Source organism: Martinezella tropici (genome assembly GCF_008370325.1).
Lineage (GTDB): Bacteria > Pseudomonadota > Alphaproteobacteria > Rhizobiales > Rhizobiaceae > Rhizobium > Rhizobium tropici_B.
The window spans coordinates 442,794-461,434 of record NZ_VNIP01000003.1; the positions used below are offsets into that span (position 1 = coordinate 442,794).

An 18,641-nucleotide genomic window follows, 5' to 3' on the forward strand; every position below is an offset into this window, starting at 1 on the left:
GAATAACATGCCGGTTTGCGAAGCGGTCCCAATCGTCAGGCCGCTTTTTCCGGCATGTTCGCCAATCGATAGGCGATCAAATCCTCGATCGTAACCAAAAGCAGACCACGTCGTTCTGCAAATATTTCGAGCTCCGGCAGCCGGGCCATCATACCGTCGTCGTTCTTCCGGATGTTGCCTCGGGGTTATCTCGCTGAAATAAAGCCGCTCGCCGTATCGACATTTCTTCCGAAGGCCGTTCCCGACAGTCTTTTCGGGATATCAACGCAATCTTTGCAACAAGGCCCCCCTCCGTGCAAATCAGCAGGTATGAGCGCCATAGCCTCGCAGGAACATGTCCACGCCCTGTCGTGCGGCAACCTCGATTTCCAGTTCGGTCGGCGTTTCGCCGAACAGAGTCGTCATCTGCAAGTCGGCATTGGTCAACGCGGTGAACTGACGGGCGGCAACGTCGCAGTCGGGAACCTTGAGGAGGCCTTGATGGTGGAGGCGGGCAAAGATGGCGCCGAGTGCCGTGCCGATCTTGCAGGGGCCCTGCTCACGCCAGGCTTCAAAGAGGTGAGGATAGCGAGAGGCTTCGGACTGGATGAGCTTGCGCAGGAACTTGCCGTCCTGATTGTAGAGGCAGTTACGGTTCAAATTGACCGCGAAAGCGATCAGATCTTCCCGCAGCTTCTCCGGCCTGTCGGGAAAGGCGGCAAATGCAGCAAAGACGGCAGCATTGGCCCGCGCGGTCACGTCGGCGACGACTGCGATGAACAGCGTCTCCTTCTCGCGGTAGTGATTGTAGATGGTCTGCCGGGAGACGCAGGCCCGCGCCGCGATTTCGTCGATGCTCGCGCCCAAAAAACCCTCCCGGCAGAAGACTTCGACCGCTGCATCGAGGATGGGGACGCGTTTCAGGCATTGGGCGGGTCTTGTAGATCTTGCCTGCAAGGCAACAGTGTTCCGGCTGTTCATGAAATGAAGATAATGCGCATTGACGATTTGGACAATAGCGTCTAATTTGACGCTTGTGTCCAAAAAAATGGACGAAATTGTTAAAGCCCAATTCTGGCCGTTTTCCTCCCAAGATCGCACGGCTTTCCGGTGGGAACATGGATTTCACTCCCTTCGAGGGAGATGCGGTGCGACGGCAATCCGGCTTTTGCACTCGGAACTTTTTGAAAGATCATCATGACGACGTCTTTCCTTCGCTATGCGATCATCCTCGGCCTGCTTTCGGCCATCGGTCCGTTTGCAATCGACATGTATCTCCCCGCTCTGCCCTCGATTGGCAGGGACCTTGCGGCGGAAAATAATGTCGTTCAGCTCAGCCTGCTGTTCTTTTTCATTCCATTCGCCGTCTTTCAGCTTCTCTATGGGCCGCTGTCGGACATGTGGGGCCGCAAGGCGCCGCTCTACATCGGCATCGGCCTCTTCGCGGTGGCAAGTGTCGGTGCCGCCATGGCCAGTAATATCGAGACGCTGATCGCCTTCCGTTTCCTGCAGGGCATCGGCGGGGCCGCCGGCATGGTGGTGCCGCGCGCCATTGTGCGCGACATGCACACCGGCGTGCAGGCGGCGCGGCTGATGTCGCTGCTGATGCTGGTGTTCAGCATCTCGCCGATTCTCGCGCCGCTGACAGGCAGTGCGGTTATTGCCTTCTATGGCTGGCGCGGCGTGTTCTGGGCGGTGACGGCTGCGGCCGGCATCGGCCTTATCCTGCTGTCCACGCAGCTCGAGGAAACCCGGACGAAGGATGAGCGCTCGGAAAGCGGCCTTCGCAGCGCCATGGCCGCTTACCGTCTGCTACTTGGCGACCGCAATTTCCTGACGCTGACCTTCATCGGCGGTCTCGGCATTTCAAGCTTTCTGGTTTATCTCGCCAACTCGCCCTTCGTGTTGATCGACCATTACCATTTGACACCGACGCAATACAGCCTTGCCTTCTCGATCAATGCCGTCTCCTTCTTCGCCGTGTCGCAGCTCACTGGCTGGCTGGGCGAGCGTTTCGGGCTGGTTCGGGTCATGCGGATCGCGATCACGGCCTTTGCCACCACCATGGCGGCGCTGGCGATCGTCATGAGCCTCGGCTTCAGCCAGTTGCCTGTGCTGGCGGTGTTGCTCTTCGTCGGCTACGGCTTCCTCGGCTTGGTCATCCCGACGACTGCGGTGCTGGCGCTGGAGGATCACGGTGAAATCGCCGGCACAGCCTCGGCGCTGATGGGAACGCTGCAATTCGTCACGGCAGCTGTCGCCATGGTCATCGCCGCCTTGTTTTTCGACGGCACGCCTTTGCCCATGGTTGCCGGCATCGCGCTATGCGCTGTTGCCGCCCTACTGCTGACGCAGGCGACCGTTGCCCGCCGACGAGTAGCCGAAGCGGCGGCGGAATAGAACCCATCCCCCATGAGCATGACCAAGGGATCAGCATGGAAATGCCGCAAGCTCGTTCCTGAAAGGGATCTCCGCATTGGCTGAGCTCAGCGCTCTTCGGCTTTCGTCGCCGTGCCGGGCAGAGCAAAAGCGAAGAGGAGGCTGACGAGAAGGCCGCCGGACGCAAGCCAGAGAGCGAGCTTGATGCCCTCTGCCGTCGCGGCTGCCGACGAGAGGCCGCTCGATCCGGCCGCATAACCGTTGGCTATGGCGATCAGGACGGCCAGCCCGACACAGTTTCCGACGCTTAGCGTCGTGGAAGCCATGCCGGATGCGACGCCCTGTTCATCGTGGTGTACGCCGGAAGCGGCGGCGATCCACATGCCGGTCCAGACGATGCCCTGGCCGATGCCTGAGACGATCAGGCCCGGCACGATGGCAAGATAGGGGCTGTTCACATCGGAGCCCGGAATGAGCAGCGCCGTGCCGACTGTGCCCACGACCATGCCAACAATTAGCGTCGCGCGGGTGGAAAGCCGCGTCGCCAGCCGCTCGCCTGCCTGCGTGCCCGCTGCGATGGAGATGGAAGGCACGAGGAAGGCCCATCCGGTCTGGAGCGCGGTCAGCCCCTGCACGTCCTGAAACAGGACTGTCAGGAAATAGGGCAGCACGCCGCAAGTGCCCATGTAGAGGAAGGTAATTGTCATGCCGGCGATGAGGCTGCGGTTGCGGAACAGACGCGGCGGCATCAATGGGTCAGAGCTGCGCGCCTCGATCATGGCGAAGGCTACGAGGAAGATCCCCGACAGGACCAGCGCCCCGATTACGCCCGATGAAGTCCAGCCGATTTCCGGTCCCTCCACCAGCGCGAAGACCAGCAACGTCGCGCCGGCCGTCACCGTCAGCGCGCCAGGCAGATCGAAGCTACGGCGCTCATGCCGTTGCGGATCCCGCGGAATGGCGAAGAAAGCGGCGATGATGGCGATGCCGGCCAGCGTAACGTTGACATAGAATACGGCCGGCCAGCCCCAGGTGGCGGTTAGAAAACCACCGGCCAGCGCACCAATGCTGAGGCCGCTTGCGCCCGCGCCACCCCATACGGCCAGGGCCCGGTTGCGTTCCGGCCCTTCGGCAAACAGGCGGTTGATGAGCGAGAGGGTGGCCGGAAACAAAAACGCCGCCCCGATGCCCTGCACCGCACGCGCTGCCACGATGACTTCCGGCGACCATGCAAGCCCGCCGGCGAGTGAGGATAGCCCGTATAGCCAGAGGGCGAAGATGAACATGCGCCGCTGGCCGATCAGATCGGCCGCCCGGCCACCGAACAGCAGGAAGCCGCCGCAGAACACCATGTAGGCACTCACGACCCATTGCAGGGTTTGGTTCGAGAAGCCAAGGCCGGCACCGATCTCCGGCAACGCGACGAAAACGATGTTGATATCCAGCGAATAGATGAGTTGAGCGAAGGCGAGCAGCGCGAGGGCGACACCCCTTCGCGCGCCAGTGCCCGATGCCGGCGCGAGGGCGGCATGATCCGATGCAGTCATGTCAAACTCCATTACGACGATTCTTTGTCAATCACTAAAGAATAAGGCCTTGCATCAGCCGGTCAAGCGAATTATTTGTTGATCACTCAATATTGGAGAAAGCGATGGCGGGACGCCCGCGCGAGTTCGATCGGGATGCGGCATTGGCCAAGGCGCGCGACGCCTTTTGGTCGCGCGGCTATGAAGGCGTGTCGATGGCCGATCTGGTGGAGACGCTGGGGATCGCCTCGGCGCGCATTTATGCGGCCTTCGGATCGAAGGAGGCCCTCTTTCGTGAAGCAATCGCGCTCTACGACGAAGGCGAAGGCGGCTTCGCCACGCGCGCGCTGGCGGAGGAACCGACAGCTGCCCGTGCGATAGAGCGCAGCCTGCGCGAAGCGGTCGAAACCTATACCCGCAAGGACCGGCCGCAAGGGTGCATGGTGGTATCAGCCGCGACCAACTGCGCGGCTGAAAATGACGGCGTACGTGAATTTCTAGCCGACTATCGCCGCCGCCGGACCGCCTCGCTTGTCGAACGTTTGAAGCGCGCGATGACGGAAGGCGAACTACGCCCGGATACGGATGCTCCGGCGCTTGGAGATTACTATGCCACCGTCCTGCACGGTCTTTCCGTGCAAGCGCGGGACGGCGTGTCACGAACGCGCCTGCTGGCCATGATCCCGGCGGCCATGCTTGCTATTCAAGCCGTTTCCTCATGACGTTCCGGATCGACATAGACGTTCATGCGCGTTCGGCTCGTCACAGACGTACCGAGGCTGGCCGGCCGACGTGATGTCAGCCTTGCTCGATATCGAGATTCGTCCCTCATGCATTTCCGTCCGGAGCGAAATTGCAGGGTCAAGAAGCGTAGCGGTCGCCTTGCAGGGATCGGAATGAGATTTGTTCCCGCAGATGCGCGGCTTGGCGTGACGGCGCCGCTTGATGCCGTCTGAAAAGGGCCGCTTCCCCATCAGCTTCGGGCTGACCGGGCCGATTAGCAAGACATTTTTCCAATGGCCTCTTTCACCCTCGCCACATTCGGACCTTCCGCTGCTCCCTCATAGTGAGACGCACTTGCGCGTGATCCTCGGCGATACCTGCCCTTTGCATAACGGCCTGCAATTGACCGAAGCGAGAGATCACCCGTTTTGACCTCTTAATACTTGCTGAATTTCCAAATGCCGGCAGTCCAAATGCTGACAGTTCTGCAGGATTCCGAGCTCCGATCATTTATGCAAGCCGCTATCGTTCGCGCTCCAACCAGGGCAAGCTCCGCGAAAAGTGTTCAGCAATCCAGTCAGCGAAGGCCCGCGTTTTGTTGGGAACGTGCTGTGTCGAGGGATGCACGATGTAGATTCCCCCCTCATCAGGCACCGGATAATTGTCGAGAACCGGGACAAGGCGGCCATTGCTGAGCTCACGGGTAACGAGCCAGTCCGTCGCGTAAAGCAATCCATGTCCGTTGACCGATGCAAGCACCAGAGCCTCGGCGTCATCCGATATAAACGGACCGGAAACCGGAACCGAAAGCTGATCGCCGCCGGGCATTATGAATTCCCAGAGGAACGGATTAGGCTTTCCAGAAAAAATCAAACAATCATGTCTCGCGAGATCACCCGGTGTCATGGGTGCCGGATGTCGTTCAAGATACGATCGTGACGCTACAATCATTCGCTTTCTGTCCGCGAGCTTGCGGCTCACGAGTCTCGAATCCGGCAACACCCCAAGGCGTATGGCAAGATCGAACCCCTCCCCGATCAGATCCACGAACCGATTCGAGAACGAAACATCAAGCGTCACGCCATCGTACGCGTCGAGAAACTCGACGAGCAATGGCATCAGCCACATCCGGCCAAAACTACCGGGCAAAGCCAGGCGAAGCCGTCCTCGCGGCTCACCATTCGAATATCGTTCTGCTTCTTGGCCCGCACTCATCAACCCTTGAAGCAGAGGCCGGATCTGCTGAAGGTAAATTTGCCCGACCTCGGTCAGTGCGATGCTGCGCGTGGACCGCTCAAGAAGCCGAACTCCGAGATGCTGCTCCAAGTTCTGCACACGGCGGGAAACCACCGTAGCATCACGTCCAAGCCGCCGGCCGGCCGCATTGAACGATCCGTCCTCGGCGACGGCCACAAACGCCGTTAAACTCTCGATGTCAGGGAGAAAAGATTGCTGCATAATATGCAGATATATACTGCAAATTGCCGGCATTCCATATATTTTCCACAGGAGCGATATTCGTGCAGGTCAAACTCCAAGAAAGGACAACGCCGATGCACGCAATTTCGCTAAATGGACCTTCCTTTGATCACCTGACGAGAACCGAAGTCCCCGACCCTCAGCCGCCGGGGCATGCCCAGGCATTGATCCGAATGCATGCCGCAAGTCTCAACTTCATCGATCTTGCCGTCGCGCTGGGAAAATATCCGGGCATCGATTATCCGCTCATTCCAGTCGCCGACGGCGTTGGCGAGGTGATCGCAATCGGGGACGGTGTCTCGGGCTTTGCTATTGGTGATCGTGTTGCTTTGCACCCGAAAGCTATCTGGTTTGCCGGGCAAGGAACGGCAGAAAGAGCTGGCGTAACCCGCGGTGTAACCTTACCGGGTTCCCTGATCGAGGTGGCAACGGCGGATGCCGGCTCACTCGTTAAAATCGCCGATCATCTGTCCTGGGAGGCCGCTGCAACCACTCCGATCGCGGCGACGACTGCGTGGAACGCACTGGTATGCGCTGATATCGGTCCTGGTTCCACCGCAGTTTTTCTCGGAACAGGCGGTGTCTCGCTTTTGGGTCTCCAACTGGCCAAGACCAGGGGCGCGCGGGTGATCGTCACCTCTTCCTCCGATAAAAAGTTGGAATTCGCGCGCAAGCTCGGCGCCGACGCAACAATCAATTACAGCCGCTCATCGGACTGGGATTTGCAGGTTCTGGAACTGACCAATGGGCTGGGCGCTGATCTCGTCCTCGATACTGTCGGAACTGACACATTCGTTCGGTCGCTTGCCGCAACCCGTTATGGGGGTGTCATCTTCACGATCGGCTTCGTTACAGGGACGAACCTGCAGATCGATCTGATGCCGATCATCGTCAAGGCTCTGCGGGTCCAAGGAAACAATACAGGATCGGCGGAGGACTTCGGCAAGGCTATGAAGGCGATCGACGCTGCCCAGATCGCACCGGTGGTGGCCCAAACATACAGTGTCAACAATGTCGCAGAAGCTTACCGTGCACAGTCCAAGGGGCCTCTTGGGAAACTCGCCATTCGACTGGACTGGTGAGACACTCACCTGTACGGCGGCTCGTTGCCTGGAGCAATCGCCTTTTGAGAATGACTTATGACCGAGACGGGACGATACTCGATCGCGATCCAATCTCGGCCATATAATGTTGCAAGATCTTATCGGTCACGCACGTCCACCGTACGGTAGTGGTGACCGCAGTGCCAATTCCTTAGAAGTCCACGGCCTTCGTGATATGCCTGCGCGCGGACTATAGGAATTTGCGTCCCTAACTCTGATCGCGAAGCGTGTCGGCGATCATTGCATCGAGGCTCTGCGCCTCGACACCAAGGATAGCCTCGGAATCAGAGGAATCAACGAGCAACGGGCTTTCGAACAGATAGCTCATCTCGACTAGCTCATGCATGCCGAATGCCTCCATCTGAGCATGCGAGTAAATGCTGATGTCGGGAAGCTCCTTGCCGAGCATTGCCGCAGTCCTCTGCATGAGTTCCCGAGGTGAGACATGCTGCGACGGAACGTGAAATGCGCGCCCCCACTCTCCGCTATACGAGGAAGCGGCCACCAGAGTCCTGGCTACGTCCTTCGTGAACGTCCAGGCGTGGTTTGCGTCGAGATCGCCCAAAAACGCAACGGGCTTCGAGTCGAGCAGGGAAGGCAGAGCGAGAAGCGAAAAGTAGGTGACCGCTCCGTATCCCAGATAATCGCTGGACCGGATTTCCAAGGCCGGGACGTCAGCACGCAGGGCACGCTGCCACATGATGGTTCGGACCGTTCCCTTGCGCGAGGTCGGATCGAGAGGCTGATCGAAGCGAAGCGGGACAGTGGCATTCGCGCCATATCCATAAACATTGCCAAGGACGAGGAGTTTTGCACCGACGATTTCCGCTGCGCGCACGACTCCGTCCATGATCGGGAAAAAATCAGTTGGCCAACGATGATAGGGGGCCATGGCGCACATGAAAATCGCCTCGGCGCCCTGACTGATCCGGGCTAGCGCTGCCGCATCCGTGGCGTCTGCCTGAACCGTGCGCACATGCTTGAGATCAATCGAGCCAACGCCACGGCTCGTAAGAACGACATCATGCCCCTCTTCCCCAAGGAGACGAGCCGTTTCAACACCCACCGGGCCGGCTCCCACAACAACATAGGTACTCATGTCAATCCTTTCGACAACCGCGATACAGTTCAGTTTGCGAGGCATCGCATTGAAAATCGCGCGGTAATCGCCAAATTGTCAGCATGTTCCGCTAAACATTGAGGCTCCCATGCATGAGCAGTCTGCTGTGCCCGAGGCCAAAGTCGTTACAGTCACGCCATTGCAGATTGAGGCAGGGAGTTTTCAGCTGCCTCGCGCAAATCGGCATCGCGTCCTCATTCACGCCAGCGCGGCGACGCGGTCCTACTGCGGCCAAGCTGGAAGATATTTCGTACGGCGGGCCGGCGACATCGATTTGGTACCAGCTGGCGAAGAGGGAGGATTTGAGGCGGAGACCCGGTTCAATACCCTGGAGCTTGGCCTCTCCTCCGCTTTGATTGAAAACGTCGCGACTGAACTGGGATCTGGACGCCTCGGACGGCTTGAAACGCGCCATCTTCTTCGCGATGAAAGGATTGAGCACCTCGCGCGCGCGCTCGAAAATGACTTCCGGATGGGGTCGCCAAGTGGATCGTTGTTCGCCGACAGCATCGGCGTTGCGCTGGCGGTTCGCTTGCTGGAACTTAAGGAAAAGGGGCCCGAGAGAAGCAGCCGTTTGTCCGATCTCCAGCTGAAGCGTGTACTGGACTTCATTGAAGCCCAAATTCAAACACCGCTTTCCTTGGATACGCTGAGTAAGGTTGCAGGCGTCAGCAATTCACATCTTAGGACCTGGTTCAAGGCTGCAACCGGGCTAACAGTCCATCGCTATGTGCTTCGCCGCCGGATCGAGAAGGCGCGGTTATTGTTGCTGTCTGGCGACTCCAGTATCAGCGAAGTGGCGCATCTGACGGGCTTTGCCCATCAGTCCCATCTGGCTCATTGGATGCGCCGCGAGCTTGGCGAAACACCCCGCAGTTTGAAGCGATCACGATCCTGAGCGATCGCAATCGAAGTCGCCTGACGTCGAATCCGCGCTCCAATGCAGACCTCCTTTATCACTGCAGGGCGCGCCTGGCGGCTCGATTGTCCCTAGCCATCGCCAAATCTCGGCACGGATGCGATGAGTTCGCGCGTATAGGCGTGTTGGGGGCGTTCGAACACGTCTTCGACCGAGCCGGCCTCGACGACAGTCCCGTGTTTCATGACGAGGATGCGATGGCTGACGTGCTGGATCACGCCCAGATCATGCGAAATGAAGATCATCGACAGACCGAGCCTTGCCTGCAGATCGACCAGCAGATCGAGAACTTGCGCCTGCGTGGTGACGTCGAGCGCCGAAATCGGCTCGTCGCAAATCAAAGTTTCGGATGGGCGGCAAGAGCCTGCGCGATCGACACGCGCTGGCGCTGACCACCGGAGAGGGCAGCCGGTCTTCGCCGTCGCTGTACACTGCCGTCGGCCTTGCCATTACACTCGAAATGCCCCGAAAGCCGGCGGGTTACGGCAGGACGGATGATCGAACCTAGAAATTTCAAACAATAAAGGAGCTTAGTAGGAAATTCGCCCATCGACGATAGGCGAGGGTCCCGAGGAAAATTGCTGTTTCAGCACCTGCCTTGCATCGTCGCTGACAATCGACATGGGAGCTGCGACCGCAACTTTTGCTGCGGAGCCCGCCAGGTCCGCCGTTCGGACGGCAGCCATGCCAACTCGATCTGCAAGCGAGACTTGTCCGGTGTCCAACGATTGTCCCGCCAACCGCCGTCCAAGCAGTTGGACCATATCGCGATTGTCCGCAAACGTATTATGGCCGAGCGCATCGTCCGGTTTGACGGAACTTGTATCGATGACCGTGATCCCGAGCTTGGCCAAATCCGCGGCATAGGGCGTCGAATCGAAGCCGCCGACGCGACTGACGCCGCCGGAGAGCCATTGGGAAACCTGCAGCGCCTTATCTTTGGTCGAGGAAAAGATCGTGAAGTGCGGACGTTGCGGCCCCATCTCGATCATCTGCCGGCGAAATACGTCGATATCGATGTCGGGTGATGCCAGGATGACGTTCTTCACCTTTGCCGGAATTGTCTTGTTGCGCATGGCAACGCCACGCAATGCCTCCGCCGTCAGCCAGGATCCCATTGAGTGGGCGAGGATCGTCACCTCCCCGACATCCGGACTTCTAGCGGCTTGCAGGATCAGATCTTCCAGCGCCCGCCGTGAGAAATTCGTACTCTCCTTGTCATAAAGATAGTCGAAGACATTGCCGCGCGAGGGCCAGGTGAAGAGGATCGGGGCAGCATCCGTTCCAGAATCATGCATGATCTGCGCGAAGCGAAAGACGGCATCGGAATAGGTGTTGTTGAAGCCGTGCACGAAAATGACGACCTGCCGCTTGGCGTTGCGGTTCTTGCTGAACCATTCAAAAATATCGCGCTCGGACGCCACCCTTCCGACCTTCATAACAGCGAATTCCTTCGCGGGATTGGCCGGCACATGCGATGGCCATTGCACCTCGCCGATTTTACGGTTTCGATCCGGAGGGATGGAAACGACAATATCATTGAAGGATATCGCCGTTCCGCGCTCGCCGGAATAGAGTTCGCCCGGTTTGTCGGTCGGCCGGCGAGTAGTGGCCGCCATGATATCAACGGTGCTCGCGTCCGGCGTGGCCGCTGCAAGCGGCTGGAGAACATTCTCCAGCCGCCCCGCACAACCCGCCACTACCGATAGGGTCATCAGCACGGCAAAGCCCGTTCTTCCAACCTTCAACATCGGATCCCCTCTTAGGGTTGCGCGCTGTCGCGGGGAATTCGGAACCAGGCAACATACAAGGCGGGGAGGAAGAGCAGCGTCAGGACCGTACCGACGACAATGCCGCCCATCATCGCATAGGCCATCGGTCCCCAGAATATCTCCCTGGAGATCGGGATCAGCGCGAGCGTTGCGGCAGCAGCCGTCAGCATGATAGGCCGCATCCGGTGCTCCGTCGCCTCGATGACGGCCTGCCATGGTGGCACGCCCTCGCTTCGAAGGTGCTCGATCTGCACGATGAGGATCACCGAGTTGCGGATCAGAATGCCGATCAGTGCCAAGACACCCAGGATCGCAACAAACCCCAGCGGCGCATTACTGAGCAATAAAGCCGCGACAACGCCGATCAATGCCAATGGTGCGACGGCGAAGACGAGGAACAGCCTGCTGAAGCTTTGCAGCTGGATCATCAGGATCGTCGCCATGATGAACAGCATCAGTGGTGCGACGGCGACGATCGGCCCCTGCGCTTTCGCGCTTTCCTCGACCGAACCGCCGTCAACGATTTGGTAGCCGCTTGGAAGGCTCTTGCGGAACTCGTCGACCTTCGGCTTCAGTTCGTTGACGATCGTCGCCGGCTGCGTCGATCCGACGACTGCGGCCTTGATGGTGATGGTCGGTATGCGTGTCCGCCGCCAAATCGTCGGCTGCTCCAATTCGTAGTGGAAATTCGCAACCGCAGACAATGGCACAGACTTGCCATTGGAGCCGCCAAGCTGCAGGTTCTGCAGCGTCTCGATCGAACCTCGCTCCGAGGTTTCGGCTCGGCCGATCACATCAACGAGATAGATGTCATCGCGGATCTGCGTGGCCGCGGATCCCTCGACGATGCTATTCAGCGCCGTTGCAATGTCCTGCGACGAGACGCCCAGTTGCCGTGCCTTGTCCTGCAGGACATCGACCTTGACGACTCGCGACGGCTCGTTCCAGTCGAATGTCATGTTGGACAGCAAAGGATGCTGACCGACGATGCCTGCAAATTGATGGGCAATGTCCCGGACTTTCTGGATATTCGGACCGCTGACCCGATATTGCACCGGCTTGCCGACCGGGGGGCCGATGTCGAGCAGCTTCACGAACGCGTCGGTTCCGGGGAAGGTCTTGGTCAAATAATCCTGCAGTTCGCTTTTGACCTTGTCGCGAACGTCGAGCCCCTTGGTGACGATCACGGTCTGGCCAAAGGAGACATCCGGTGTCTGCACGTCAAAGGACAGGATGAAGCGAGGCGCCCCTTGGCCGACATAGCTCGTCCAGTGATCGATGTCCTTGTTGTTCGCCAGCATCTCGCGTTCGAACCTAGCCATCTGCTTGTTCGTCTCCGAAATCGAGCTGTTCTGCGGCAGATTCCAATCGACGATCAGCTCAGGCCGGTCGGAGGACGGGAAAAACTGTTGCTGCACGAGGCTCATCCCGCCGATGGAGACGGCAAACACCGCCACTGTCGCGCCGATGGTTATCCAGCGCCAGCGCAGGGCCACACGCAGGAGCCACGCGAAGGCCCGTGTAAAACGCCCTTTCTGCTCATGATGTGATTTCATGGATTTCGGAAGGATCGAGACGCCGAGCAACGGCGTGAACAGCACCGCAACGATCCATGAAACCAGGAGCGAGACTGCGATGACTACGAAGAGAGTGAAGGTGAATTCGCCAGCAGCACTGGTATTGAGGCCGACGGGGATAAAGCCCGCGACCGTCACAAGCGTGCCTGTCAGCATCGGGAAGGCGGTCGAGGTATAAACATATGTCGCCGCTTTTCTCAGATCATCGCCCACCTCCAACCGGGCAACCATCATTTCCACCGCGATCATGGCGTCGTCGACGAGGAGGCCAAGCGCGATGATCAGCGCTCCGAGCGAAATACGCTGCATGGAAATGTCGCTATAGGCCATCACGAGGAAGGTGATCGCGAGCACGAGCGGAATGGAGATGGCAACTACGAGACCTGCGCGCACGCCGAGGCTGATGAAGCTGATCGCAAGCACGATGACGATCGCCTCGAACAGCGCACGCGTGAAGCCCGACACGGCCTCGTCGACGACGGCGGGCTGATCGGAAACGCGCTGGACGTCCACGCCGATCGGAAGATCGGCCGTGACCTGTTCGATCTCCTTGTCGAGCGCCTTGCCGAATTCGAGCAGGTTTGCTCCGGTCTTCATGCCGATGGCAAGCCCGATTGCCGGCTGGCCGTTATATCTGAACAACGACGACGGAGGATCCACATAGCCGCGTTTGATCGTCGCGACATCGGTCAACGGAAAGAAGCGGTCATTGACGCGAAGATTGATCGACCGAAGGCTCTCCTCGGACGTGAACTGGCCGCTGACCCGCAGGGCGATGCGCTCGGGACCGGCATCAACGAAACCGGACTGGGTAACGGCGTTTTGCGCCTGCAGCGTGTCGATGACGGATTGCTGGTTAAGCCCGAGCGCTGCGATCTTTCGCGTCGAAAATTCGAGATAGATGGCCTCGTCCTGCGCACCGATAATGTCCACCTTACCGATATTGGGAACCGTCAGCACCTTTGCGCGCGCATCCTCGACCAGATCGCGAAGCTGGCGCTGCGTCAGCCCATCGCTGGTGAAGGCGTAAATATTGCCATAGACGTCGCCGAAGCTGTCGTTGAAAAACGGTCCGACGACACCGCTTGGGAAATTCCCCTTGATGTCGCCGATCATGTTGCGGACCCGCATCCAGATGGCATTGACATCCTTGGCTTTGGTCGTCGGCAGAAGTTCGACGAAAATGGTCGTCTGGCCGGCAACTGTCTCGCTCTTGGTATAGTCGAGCGAATCCAGCTCCTCGAGCTTCTTTTCGATCCGGTCGGTGACCTGCTTGGTCACCTCCTCGGCCGATGCGCCCGGCCATTGCGCCTGGATGATCATCGTCTTGATCGTGAAGGCGGGATCTTCCTCGCGGCCGAGACTGATATAGGAAAACGCGCCGGCCAGAATGAAGACGATCATGAAGTACCAGACGAGCGAACGATGTTCGAGCGCCCAGTCGGACAGGTTGAATTTTTTCACGGGGGTATTTCCTTAATCCAGCCTGACGGCCTGGCCGTCGGCAAGCTTGTGAACTCCGGCAACGACGATGCGTTCGCCAGCGCTGATGCCTTCTGCGATCTTCACGGAACCGCCCTCGAGAAGATCTCCATCAATCTTGATCGCGCGAATGAAGACCTTGCGGGCCGTGGTATCGACCACCCAGACATTCGGCTTTCCGTCCTTCATCAAGATGGATGAAGAGGGCAGCAGGATCATCGGATCTGCAACGACAGTCGCGGTTGCGGTGACGACGGAGCCGAGACGAAACGCCGGCGGCGGATCGATGAGCGTGATTTTCGTGCGCCGCGTGCGGGTCGTCGCCTCGGCTTCTGGGGCGATCTCCCTGACGACGCCGCTCGCGCGGATGGTTGGATCCAGCTGGAGAGCGACCTCAAACGGCGACCCCACCTTGAGACCGTCGAAGCTGGCAACGGGTATATCGATGATGACGTCGCGCTGGTCGGGCCGGGCGACAGTGGCAATGCTTTGGCCCGCAGACACGACCTGGCCCACCTCGGCGGACGTTGCCGTCACGACGCCGTCGAATTCAGCCTTGAGCTGCGTGTAGCCCAACTGCTCTTCGGCCTTGTCCAAATTGGCCTGTGCTTTGGCAACCGAAGCACTGGCGCTTTTGCGCCCAAGTTCCGCCTCTTCATAGGCCGCTTCACTTCCCGATCTGCTCTCAAGCAGCGAGCGCTGGCGCTCTTCAGTGGATGCGGCATTCGCCAACTGCGCCTGGGCATTCGAAAGCTCGGATTGCGAGCTCTTAACCGCAAGCTCCAGCGACAGCGGATCGATGGCGGCAACGACATCGCCCTTCTTGACGATATCGCCGACGCTGACCTTGCGCGCTATGACCCGTCCCAGGACCCGAAATGCGAGCTGGGTCTCGATCTTGGCCTCGACCGTCCCCGGCAGGGTCAGCGCGGAAGCCGCGGTTGACTTGACGACAACGGAAAGCACGGGACGCGCCGGCTCGTAATGGACTTCCTCCTGTTTCTGGCAGGACGTCAGCAGCAGTGAGCCGAGGATCGCAAGGCCGGCTGTGATACGGATATTCATTTTGCAGCTTCCTTGTCGTATGTGACGGCTTGGCCGGATCGCAGGAATTTCGTGCCGTCGACGACGACGATCTCGCCCGGAGACACGCCCGTCCGCACTGCGAAGCGGCCTGTCTCATAGCTTGAGACATCGATCTGGCGCAGCGACACGCTCGATGAAGTGGGATCGATAATCCAGACGGCCGGCTTGCCGCTCTTTGAGGCCATTGCCGACCATGGCAATTCGATTGCGTCCCGCGCGGTGGACCGGAACAAGCCGACCACCGGAGCGCCAAGCTGCATGTCTGGAGCCGCTTCGAGCCCCACCTTGACCCTGATCGTCCCGGTTGAAGCATCGATCGTGGGCGAGATTTCGCGCACGGAAGCCTCCATCCTATGAGACGGCGCCGAAAGGGGACTGACGGCAACCTTGTTTTCAAGGTTTCGCCCGAGATAGAGGGATTCGAAGACGTTGAAGACAGCGTCGCGGGGGCCGTCATGTGCAAGCGTAAAGACCAGCTGCGCGGCTTGCGCGACCTGGCCCACTTCGGCGTTCCTGGCGGTGATGACGCCGTCGGCATCGGCGCGCAGCTCCGTATAGGTGAGCGCGTCCTGTGCCGTGTCGAGTTGAGCTTGCGCCGACTTCACGCTTCCCTGGGCAGTTAGCAGCGTTTCCTGGGCTTGATCGAGTGCGGCGCGCGTCGTCACCTGCGTCCTGAAGAGATTTTGCTGACGGTCGAACGCCAATTGGGCCTGTGTCTGCTGCGCGATCGCCGATTGCAGGTTCGCAGTGGCAACGTCGAGATCCGCCTTTTGTTCTTCGGCGTCCATGCGCGCAAGCACCTGCCCGGCTTTCACCGACGTCCCGACGTCAACCAGGCGCTCGACGATACGTCCGCTGACCCGGAAGGAGAGGTCGCTTTCGACGCGGGCACTCACCTCGCCGGTAATGGCATTGCTTTCGACGACCGGCACGACCTTGGCCACGACAGCTTCCACTTTCTTCGGCTTCGTCTCACTCTCGGCCTGCTTTTCGCATGAGGACAGCGCGACCGCGCTCGCACCCAGCCATGCGATGACAAGGATAGTTTTCATGATTTGACCTCTTGCATCCGTTGGCGAGACGAATATTATTGACTGACCCATTAGTCAATAGAATTTATCTTGACGTCGAACCGTCAATAACGCTCAAGGTGGACCATGACCGATCTAAAAAAGCTGACGCGCGCGGAGCAAAAGGCCCGCCGCCCCGTACAGATCCTGGATGCCGCGTTTGAGGAATTCGTCGAGCGCGGCTATGTCGCTACACGCGTCGAAGATATTGCCAGCAGGGTCGGCGTTACGAAGGGAACCGTCTATGTCTACTTCGAGACCAAGGAACAGCTTTTCGAAGCGATGATCAGGCACATTTCCGAGCCTCTCGAAAATCTGCTGGCAAGCGCAAACGAACTGAAAGGGACCGCCACGGAGCGGCTTCAGGGAAATATCGAGCTGATCTACGATTTCATAATCAAGGAGCGCAAATTACGGGAACTGATGAGGTTCGTCATCGCCGAAGGTTCGCGATTCCCGCAGATCGTCGATCGGCACCATGACACATTTATCGATCCTCTCGAGCGTCAGATGCAGTCGCTTATCGACGAAGGAGTAAAACTTGGAGAGTTCCGGCCTGCACCGGCGGCCTTCTCCGATGCAGTCGTGGCGCCCGCCATCGCCTTTCTATTCTTCAAGCTCCTTTTTGACGAGCGCCGGACTCTGGACAAAGCCGCCTATCTAAAAGCGCACATTGATCTTGTTACGCACGGCCTGCTGACCTGATCCATCGCTCTTGCCGAAGAAAAGGCTGGCAAATTCAGGAGCTGCCGTGGAAATCAGATACCTGCGTACCACTCGTATCCTCGATCTTCCCAGTAGCCGCCGTTCCCGCCCCATAGGCCTGCAAAGCTGTCGACGAGCTCGATGCGCATGATGTATTTCGCCTGCTTGTAACCGAGCTGCCGCTCGACCCTTAGACGCAGCGGAGCGCCATGGCCGACACTGAGATCTCGACCGTTCATCGCGTAGGCAAGAATGGTCTGCGGATGGAACGCATCGATCAGATCGATGCTCTCATAGTAGCGACCGCTCCCGTCCAGCGTCTTCTCGAGCTCGTCGGCACAATGGAAGACCGCGTAGCGCGCCGTGGGCTTAAGCCCGGTCAAGCTCAGAAGGCTTTTAAGGGGAACGCCTGTCCATTTGCCGATGGCGCTCCAACCCTCGACGCAGTCATGACGGGTGATCTGGCTGCGCGCCGGAAGCGTCTTGAGATCCGCGAGTGAAAACTCCCGCGGCCGCTCCACCAGACCGTCTATCTTCAATTTCCAGTTTGCGAATTTTCTCTCGGCCAGTTCAGCGTATTCGTCGCTGTCGGGAGCGCTTGTGCCATTCACTCGGAAGGACGGGGAAATATCGGGCTCGGCGAATTCGCGTGCCAAGGCATCACGCCCCTGAAGCAGCCTTTGAGCTTTCATCGTCAGCTGTTCGGCTGAACGAAGAACCGTGGCGACGTCGGTGTTTTGGTCCAATAGATCGCAGCCGGAAAGAGCGAGCGTACCAGCACCGAGTGTACTGCCAATCAGGAAGCGGCGGCGGGTAAAGAGTTGGCTCATGAATTCGGACCTTCTTCGCGGATTGCGTAGCGGCCGGTGATCATCGAGCGCATGTTGTTCCAGGTCCCCGACAGCACGACCATCGCAATGTGAACGACAACGAACAGCGCCAGAAGCGATGCGGTGACGAAATGGATGGTTCGAGCCGATTGGCGACCGCCAAAGACATCAACCAGCGCAGGAAAAGCGGCATCGATGCCGGGCGACATGGTCAGGCCGGTCAGGACCATGAGGGGCAGCAGGACAATGATCACGGCGAGATATGTCAGCTTCTGAAGGGCATTATAACGCTTGGCCTCTTCGCCTTTCGGGAAGCGAAGACGGGCGTGGTCGAGAACTTCGTGCCACAGATGGCGCAGCGAAAGCTCTCTCACCGTCGGCGCGAGGTCTTGCCGGAAATGGCCGCTCAGGAGGCTGAAGCCCAGGTAGAGGAAACCGTTGAAAACAAATAGCCAGGCAAAGAAGAAGTGCCAGCGGCGTCCTGCTGCAAGATCCTGAAACGACGGTATTGTGGCCCAACTCGGGAAAGCTCGCGGCGTGCGCTCACCGTCGACGTTCGAAACACCGAGAACGCCGGTCGTCGCAAATTGCATGCCTGCGATACGCACGAAACCGCGCGTTTCGTCTTTCTGTCCCTCGGAACCGATCGTCAAGACTGCAGGATCGCCGTCAGCACCGTAATGGCCCCAGTACAATTCGGGATGGGCATTGAAGATCTGCAGCCCGCTCAACAGGAGGAAACTCACGCACAGCGCGTTCAGCCAATGGGTGAACCGCGTAATGAGGGTATGGCGGCGGATGAAGATCGTCCGGGGATATCGAACATCCTCATCAATGGTATTCTCGTTCATAACGGCATCCTCCGTCCTTCAAATCGAAGGCCTCGGCCCA

Annotated in this window: 15 protein-coding genes and 2 pseudogenes; 5 read left to right on the forward strand and 12 right to left on the reverse strand. The window is 59.0% G+C overall.

The features are described 5' to 3' along the window. Positions 1-35: 35 nt before the first annotated feature. Together FP026_RS04895 and FP026_RS04900 are read right to left on the reverse strand one after the other, a co-directional pair. Positions 36-164, reverse strand: a pseudogene (locus tag FP026_RS04895) (3,4-dihydroxy-2-butanone-4-phosphate synthase); the annotation flags it as partial. 136 nt (positions 165-300) lie between these two features. Continuing rightward, positions 301-846, reverse strand: a complete 546-nt coding sequence (locus tag FP026_RS04900; RefSeq protein WP_432444089.1) for a TetR/AcrR family transcriptional regulator — start codon at positions 844-846, stop codon at positions 301-303. A gap of 330 nt (positions 847-1,176) precedes the next feature. Between FP026_RS04900 and FP026_RS04905 the strand changes: the two genes are divergently transcribed. Further along, positions 1,177-2,379: a multidrug effflux MFS transporter gene (locus tag FP026_RS04905; protein WP_149633497.1), complete on the forward strand. Its 1,203-nt coding sequence runs from the start codon at positions 1,177-1,179 to the stop codon at positions 2,377-2,379. An 86-nt stretch (positions 2,380-2,465) separates the two neighbouring features. Here the strand turns inward: FP026_RS04905 and FP026_RS04910 are convergent, their stop codons facing one another. Next, entirely contained in the window at positions 2,466-3,905 is a 1,440-nt protein-coding gene (locus FP026_RS04910; protein ID WP_149633498.1) for an MFS transporter, read from the reverse strand. A 104-nt stretch (positions 3,906-4,009) separates the two neighbouring features. On the opposite strand from FP026_RS04910, the gene FP026_RS04915 reads away from it, so the two are divergent. Next, positions 4,010-4,606 (forward strand): TetR/AcrR family transcriptional regulator, encoded by a 597-nt coding sequence (locus FP026_RS04915; RefSeq protein ID WP_149633499.1) that lies wholly within the window; start codon positions 4,010-4,012, stop codon positions 4,604-4,606. A 523-nt stretch (positions 4,607-5,129) separates the two neighbouring features. On the opposite strand, the gene FP026_RS04920 is transcribed toward FP026_RS04915, so the two are convergent. Then, complete coding sequence (locus tag FP026_RS04920; RefSeq protein WP_246665238.1) at positions 5,130-6,098, reverse strand: LysR family transcriptional regulator; 969 nt, start codon at positions 6,096-6,098, stop codon at positions 5,130-5,132. Between the two features lie 29 nt (positions 6,099-6,127). On the opposite strand from FP026_RS04920, the gene FP026_RS04925 reads away from it, so the two are divergent. Next, entirely contained in the window at positions 6,128-7,168 is a 1,041-nt protein-coding gene (locus FP026_RS04925) for a zinc-dependent alcohol dehydrogenase family protein (RefSeq protein ID WP_246665239.1), read from the forward strand. A 229-nt stretch (positions 7,169-7,397) separates the two neighbouring features. Here FP026_RS04925 and FP026_RS04930 read toward each other — a convergent pair whose 3' ends face one another. Then, positions 7,398-8,288, reverse strand: coding sequence for an NAD-dependent epimerase/dehydratase family protein (locus FP026_RS04930; RefSeq protein ID WP_149633673.1), 891 nt, complete (start codon positions 8,286-8,288; stop codon positions 7,398-7,400). 109 nt (positions 8,289-8,397) lie between these two features. On the opposite strand from FP026_RS04930, the gene FP026_RS04935 reads away from it, so the two are divergent. Continuing rightward, entirely contained in the window at positions 8,398-9,207 is an 810-nt protein-coding gene (locus FP026_RS04935) for an AraC family transcriptional regulator (RefSeq protein WP_149633500.1), read from the forward strand. A 92-nt stretch (positions 9,208-9,299) separates the two neighbouring features. On the opposite strand, the pseudogene FP026_RS04940 reads toward FP026_RS04935, so the two are convergent. The 5 genes and pseudogenes from FP026_RS04940 to FP026_RS04960 all read right to left on the reverse strand — a co-directional run. Beyond that, positions 9,300-9,646, reverse strand: a pseudogene (locus tag FP026_RS04940) (ATP-binding cassette domain-containing protein); the annotation flags it as partial. A 112-nt stretch (positions 9,647-9,758) separates the two neighbouring features. Continuing rightward, the gene (locus FP026_RS04945) at positions 9,759-10,979 is read right to left on the reverse strand and encodes an alpha/beta hydrolase (protein WP_246665240.1); all 1,221 of its coding nucleotides are present in this window, start codon (positions 10,977-10,979) and stop codon (positions 9,759-9,761) included. Positions 10,980-10,990: 11 nt separating this feature from the next. Next, positions 10,991-14,041, reverse strand: a complete 3,051-nt coding sequence (locus tag FP026_RS04950) for an efflux RND transporter permease subunit (RefSeq protein ID WP_149633501.1) — start codon at positions 14,039-14,041, stop codon at positions 10,991-10,993. 12 nt (positions 14,042-14,053) lie between these two features. Next, the gene (locus FP026_RS04955) at positions 14,054-15,124 is read right to left on the reverse strand and encodes an efflux RND transporter periplasmic adaptor subunit (protein ID WP_149633502.1); all 1,071 of its coding nucleotides are present in this window, start codon (positions 15,122-15,124) and stop codon (positions 14,054-14,056) included. Beyond that, entirely contained in the window at positions 15,121-16,197 is a 1,077-nt protein-coding gene (locus FP026_RS04960) for an efflux RND transporter periplasmic adaptor subunit (RefSeq protein ID WP_149633503.1), read from the reverse strand. Before FP026_RS04960 ends, FP026_RS04955 begins: the two co-directional genes overlap by 4 nt. Before the next feature lie 105 nt (positions 16,198-16,302). Between FP026_RS04960 and FP026_RS04965 the strand changes: the two genes are divergently transcribed. Then, the gene (locus tag FP026_RS04965) at positions 16,303-16,920 is read left to right on the forward strand and encodes a TetR/AcrR family transcriptional regulator (protein ID WP_149633504.1); all 618 of its coding nucleotides are present in this window, start codon (positions 16,303-16,305) and stop codon (positions 16,918-16,920) included. A 53-nt stretch (positions 16,921-16,973) separates the two neighbouring features. On the opposite strand, the gene FP026_RS04970 is transcribed toward FP026_RS04965, so the two are convergent. Both FP026_RS04970 and FP026_RS04975 read right to left on the reverse strand, forming a co-directional pair. Continuing rightward, entirely contained in the window at positions 16,974-17,750 is a 777-nt protein-coding gene (locus FP026_RS04970; RefSeq protein WP_149633505.1) for a molybdopterin-binding protein, read from the reverse strand. Then, positions 17,747-18,601 (reverse strand): cytochrome b/b6 domain-containing protein, encoded by an 855-nt coding sequence (locus FP026_RS04975; protein ID WP_149633506.1) that lies wholly within the window; start codon positions 18,599-18,601, stop codon positions 17,747-17,749. Before FP026_RS04975 ends, FP026_RS04970 begins: the two co-directional genes overlap by 4 nt. Positions 18,602-18,641: the final 40 nt, after the last annotated feature.

Bases quoted from the DNA above. Each gene is read 5' to 3' on its own strand.
- FP026_RS04955 (WP_149633502.1), bottom strand. From the start codon at position 15,124: ATGAATATCCGTATCACAGCCGGCCTTGCGATCCTCGGCTCACTGCTG.
- FP026_RS04915 (WP_149633499.1), top strand. From the start codon at position 4,010: ATGGCGGGACGCCCGCGCGAGTTCGATCGGGATGCGGCATTGGCCAAG.
- FP026_RS04975 (WP_149633506.1), bottom strand. From the start codon at position 18,601: ATGAACGAGAATACCATTGATGAGGATGTTCGATATCCCCGGACGATC.
- FP026_RS04965 (WP_149633504.1), top strand. From the start codon at position 16,303: ATGACCGATCTAAAAAAGCTGACGCGCGCGGAGCAAAAGGCCCGCCGC.
- FP026_RS04935 (WP_149633500.1), top strand. From the start codon at position 8,398: ATGCATGAGCAGTCTGCTGTGCCCGAGGCCAAAGTCGTTACAGTCACG.
- FP026_RS04970 (WP_149633505.1), bottom strand. From the start codon at position 17,750: ATGAGCCAACTCTTTACCCGCCGCCGCTTCCTGATTGGCAGTACACTC.
- FP026_RS04920 (WP_246665238.1), bottom strand. From the start codon at position 6,098: ATGCCGGCAATTTGCAGTATATATCTGCATATTATGCAGCAATCTTTT.
- FP026_RS04945 (WP_246665240.1), bottom strand. From the start codon at position 10,979: ATGTTGAAGGTTGGAAGAACGGGCTTTGCCGTGCTGATGACCCTATCG.
- FP026_RS04930 (WP_149633673.1), bottom strand. From the start codon at position 8,288: ATGAGTACCTATGTTGTTGTGGGAGCCGGCCCGGTGGGTGTTGAAACG.
- FP026_RS04960 (WP_149633503.1), bottom strand. From the start codon at position 16,197: ATGAAAACTATCCTTGTCATCGCATGGCTGGGTGCGAGCGCGGTCGCG.
- FP026_RS04910 (WP_149633498.1), bottom strand. From the start codon at position 3,905: ATGACTGCATCGGATCATGCCGCCCTCGCGCCGGCATCGGGCACTGGC.
- FP026_RS04905 (WP_149633497.1), top strand. From the start codon at position 1,177: ATGACGACGTCTTTCCTTCGCTATGCGATCATCCTCGGCCTGCTTTCG.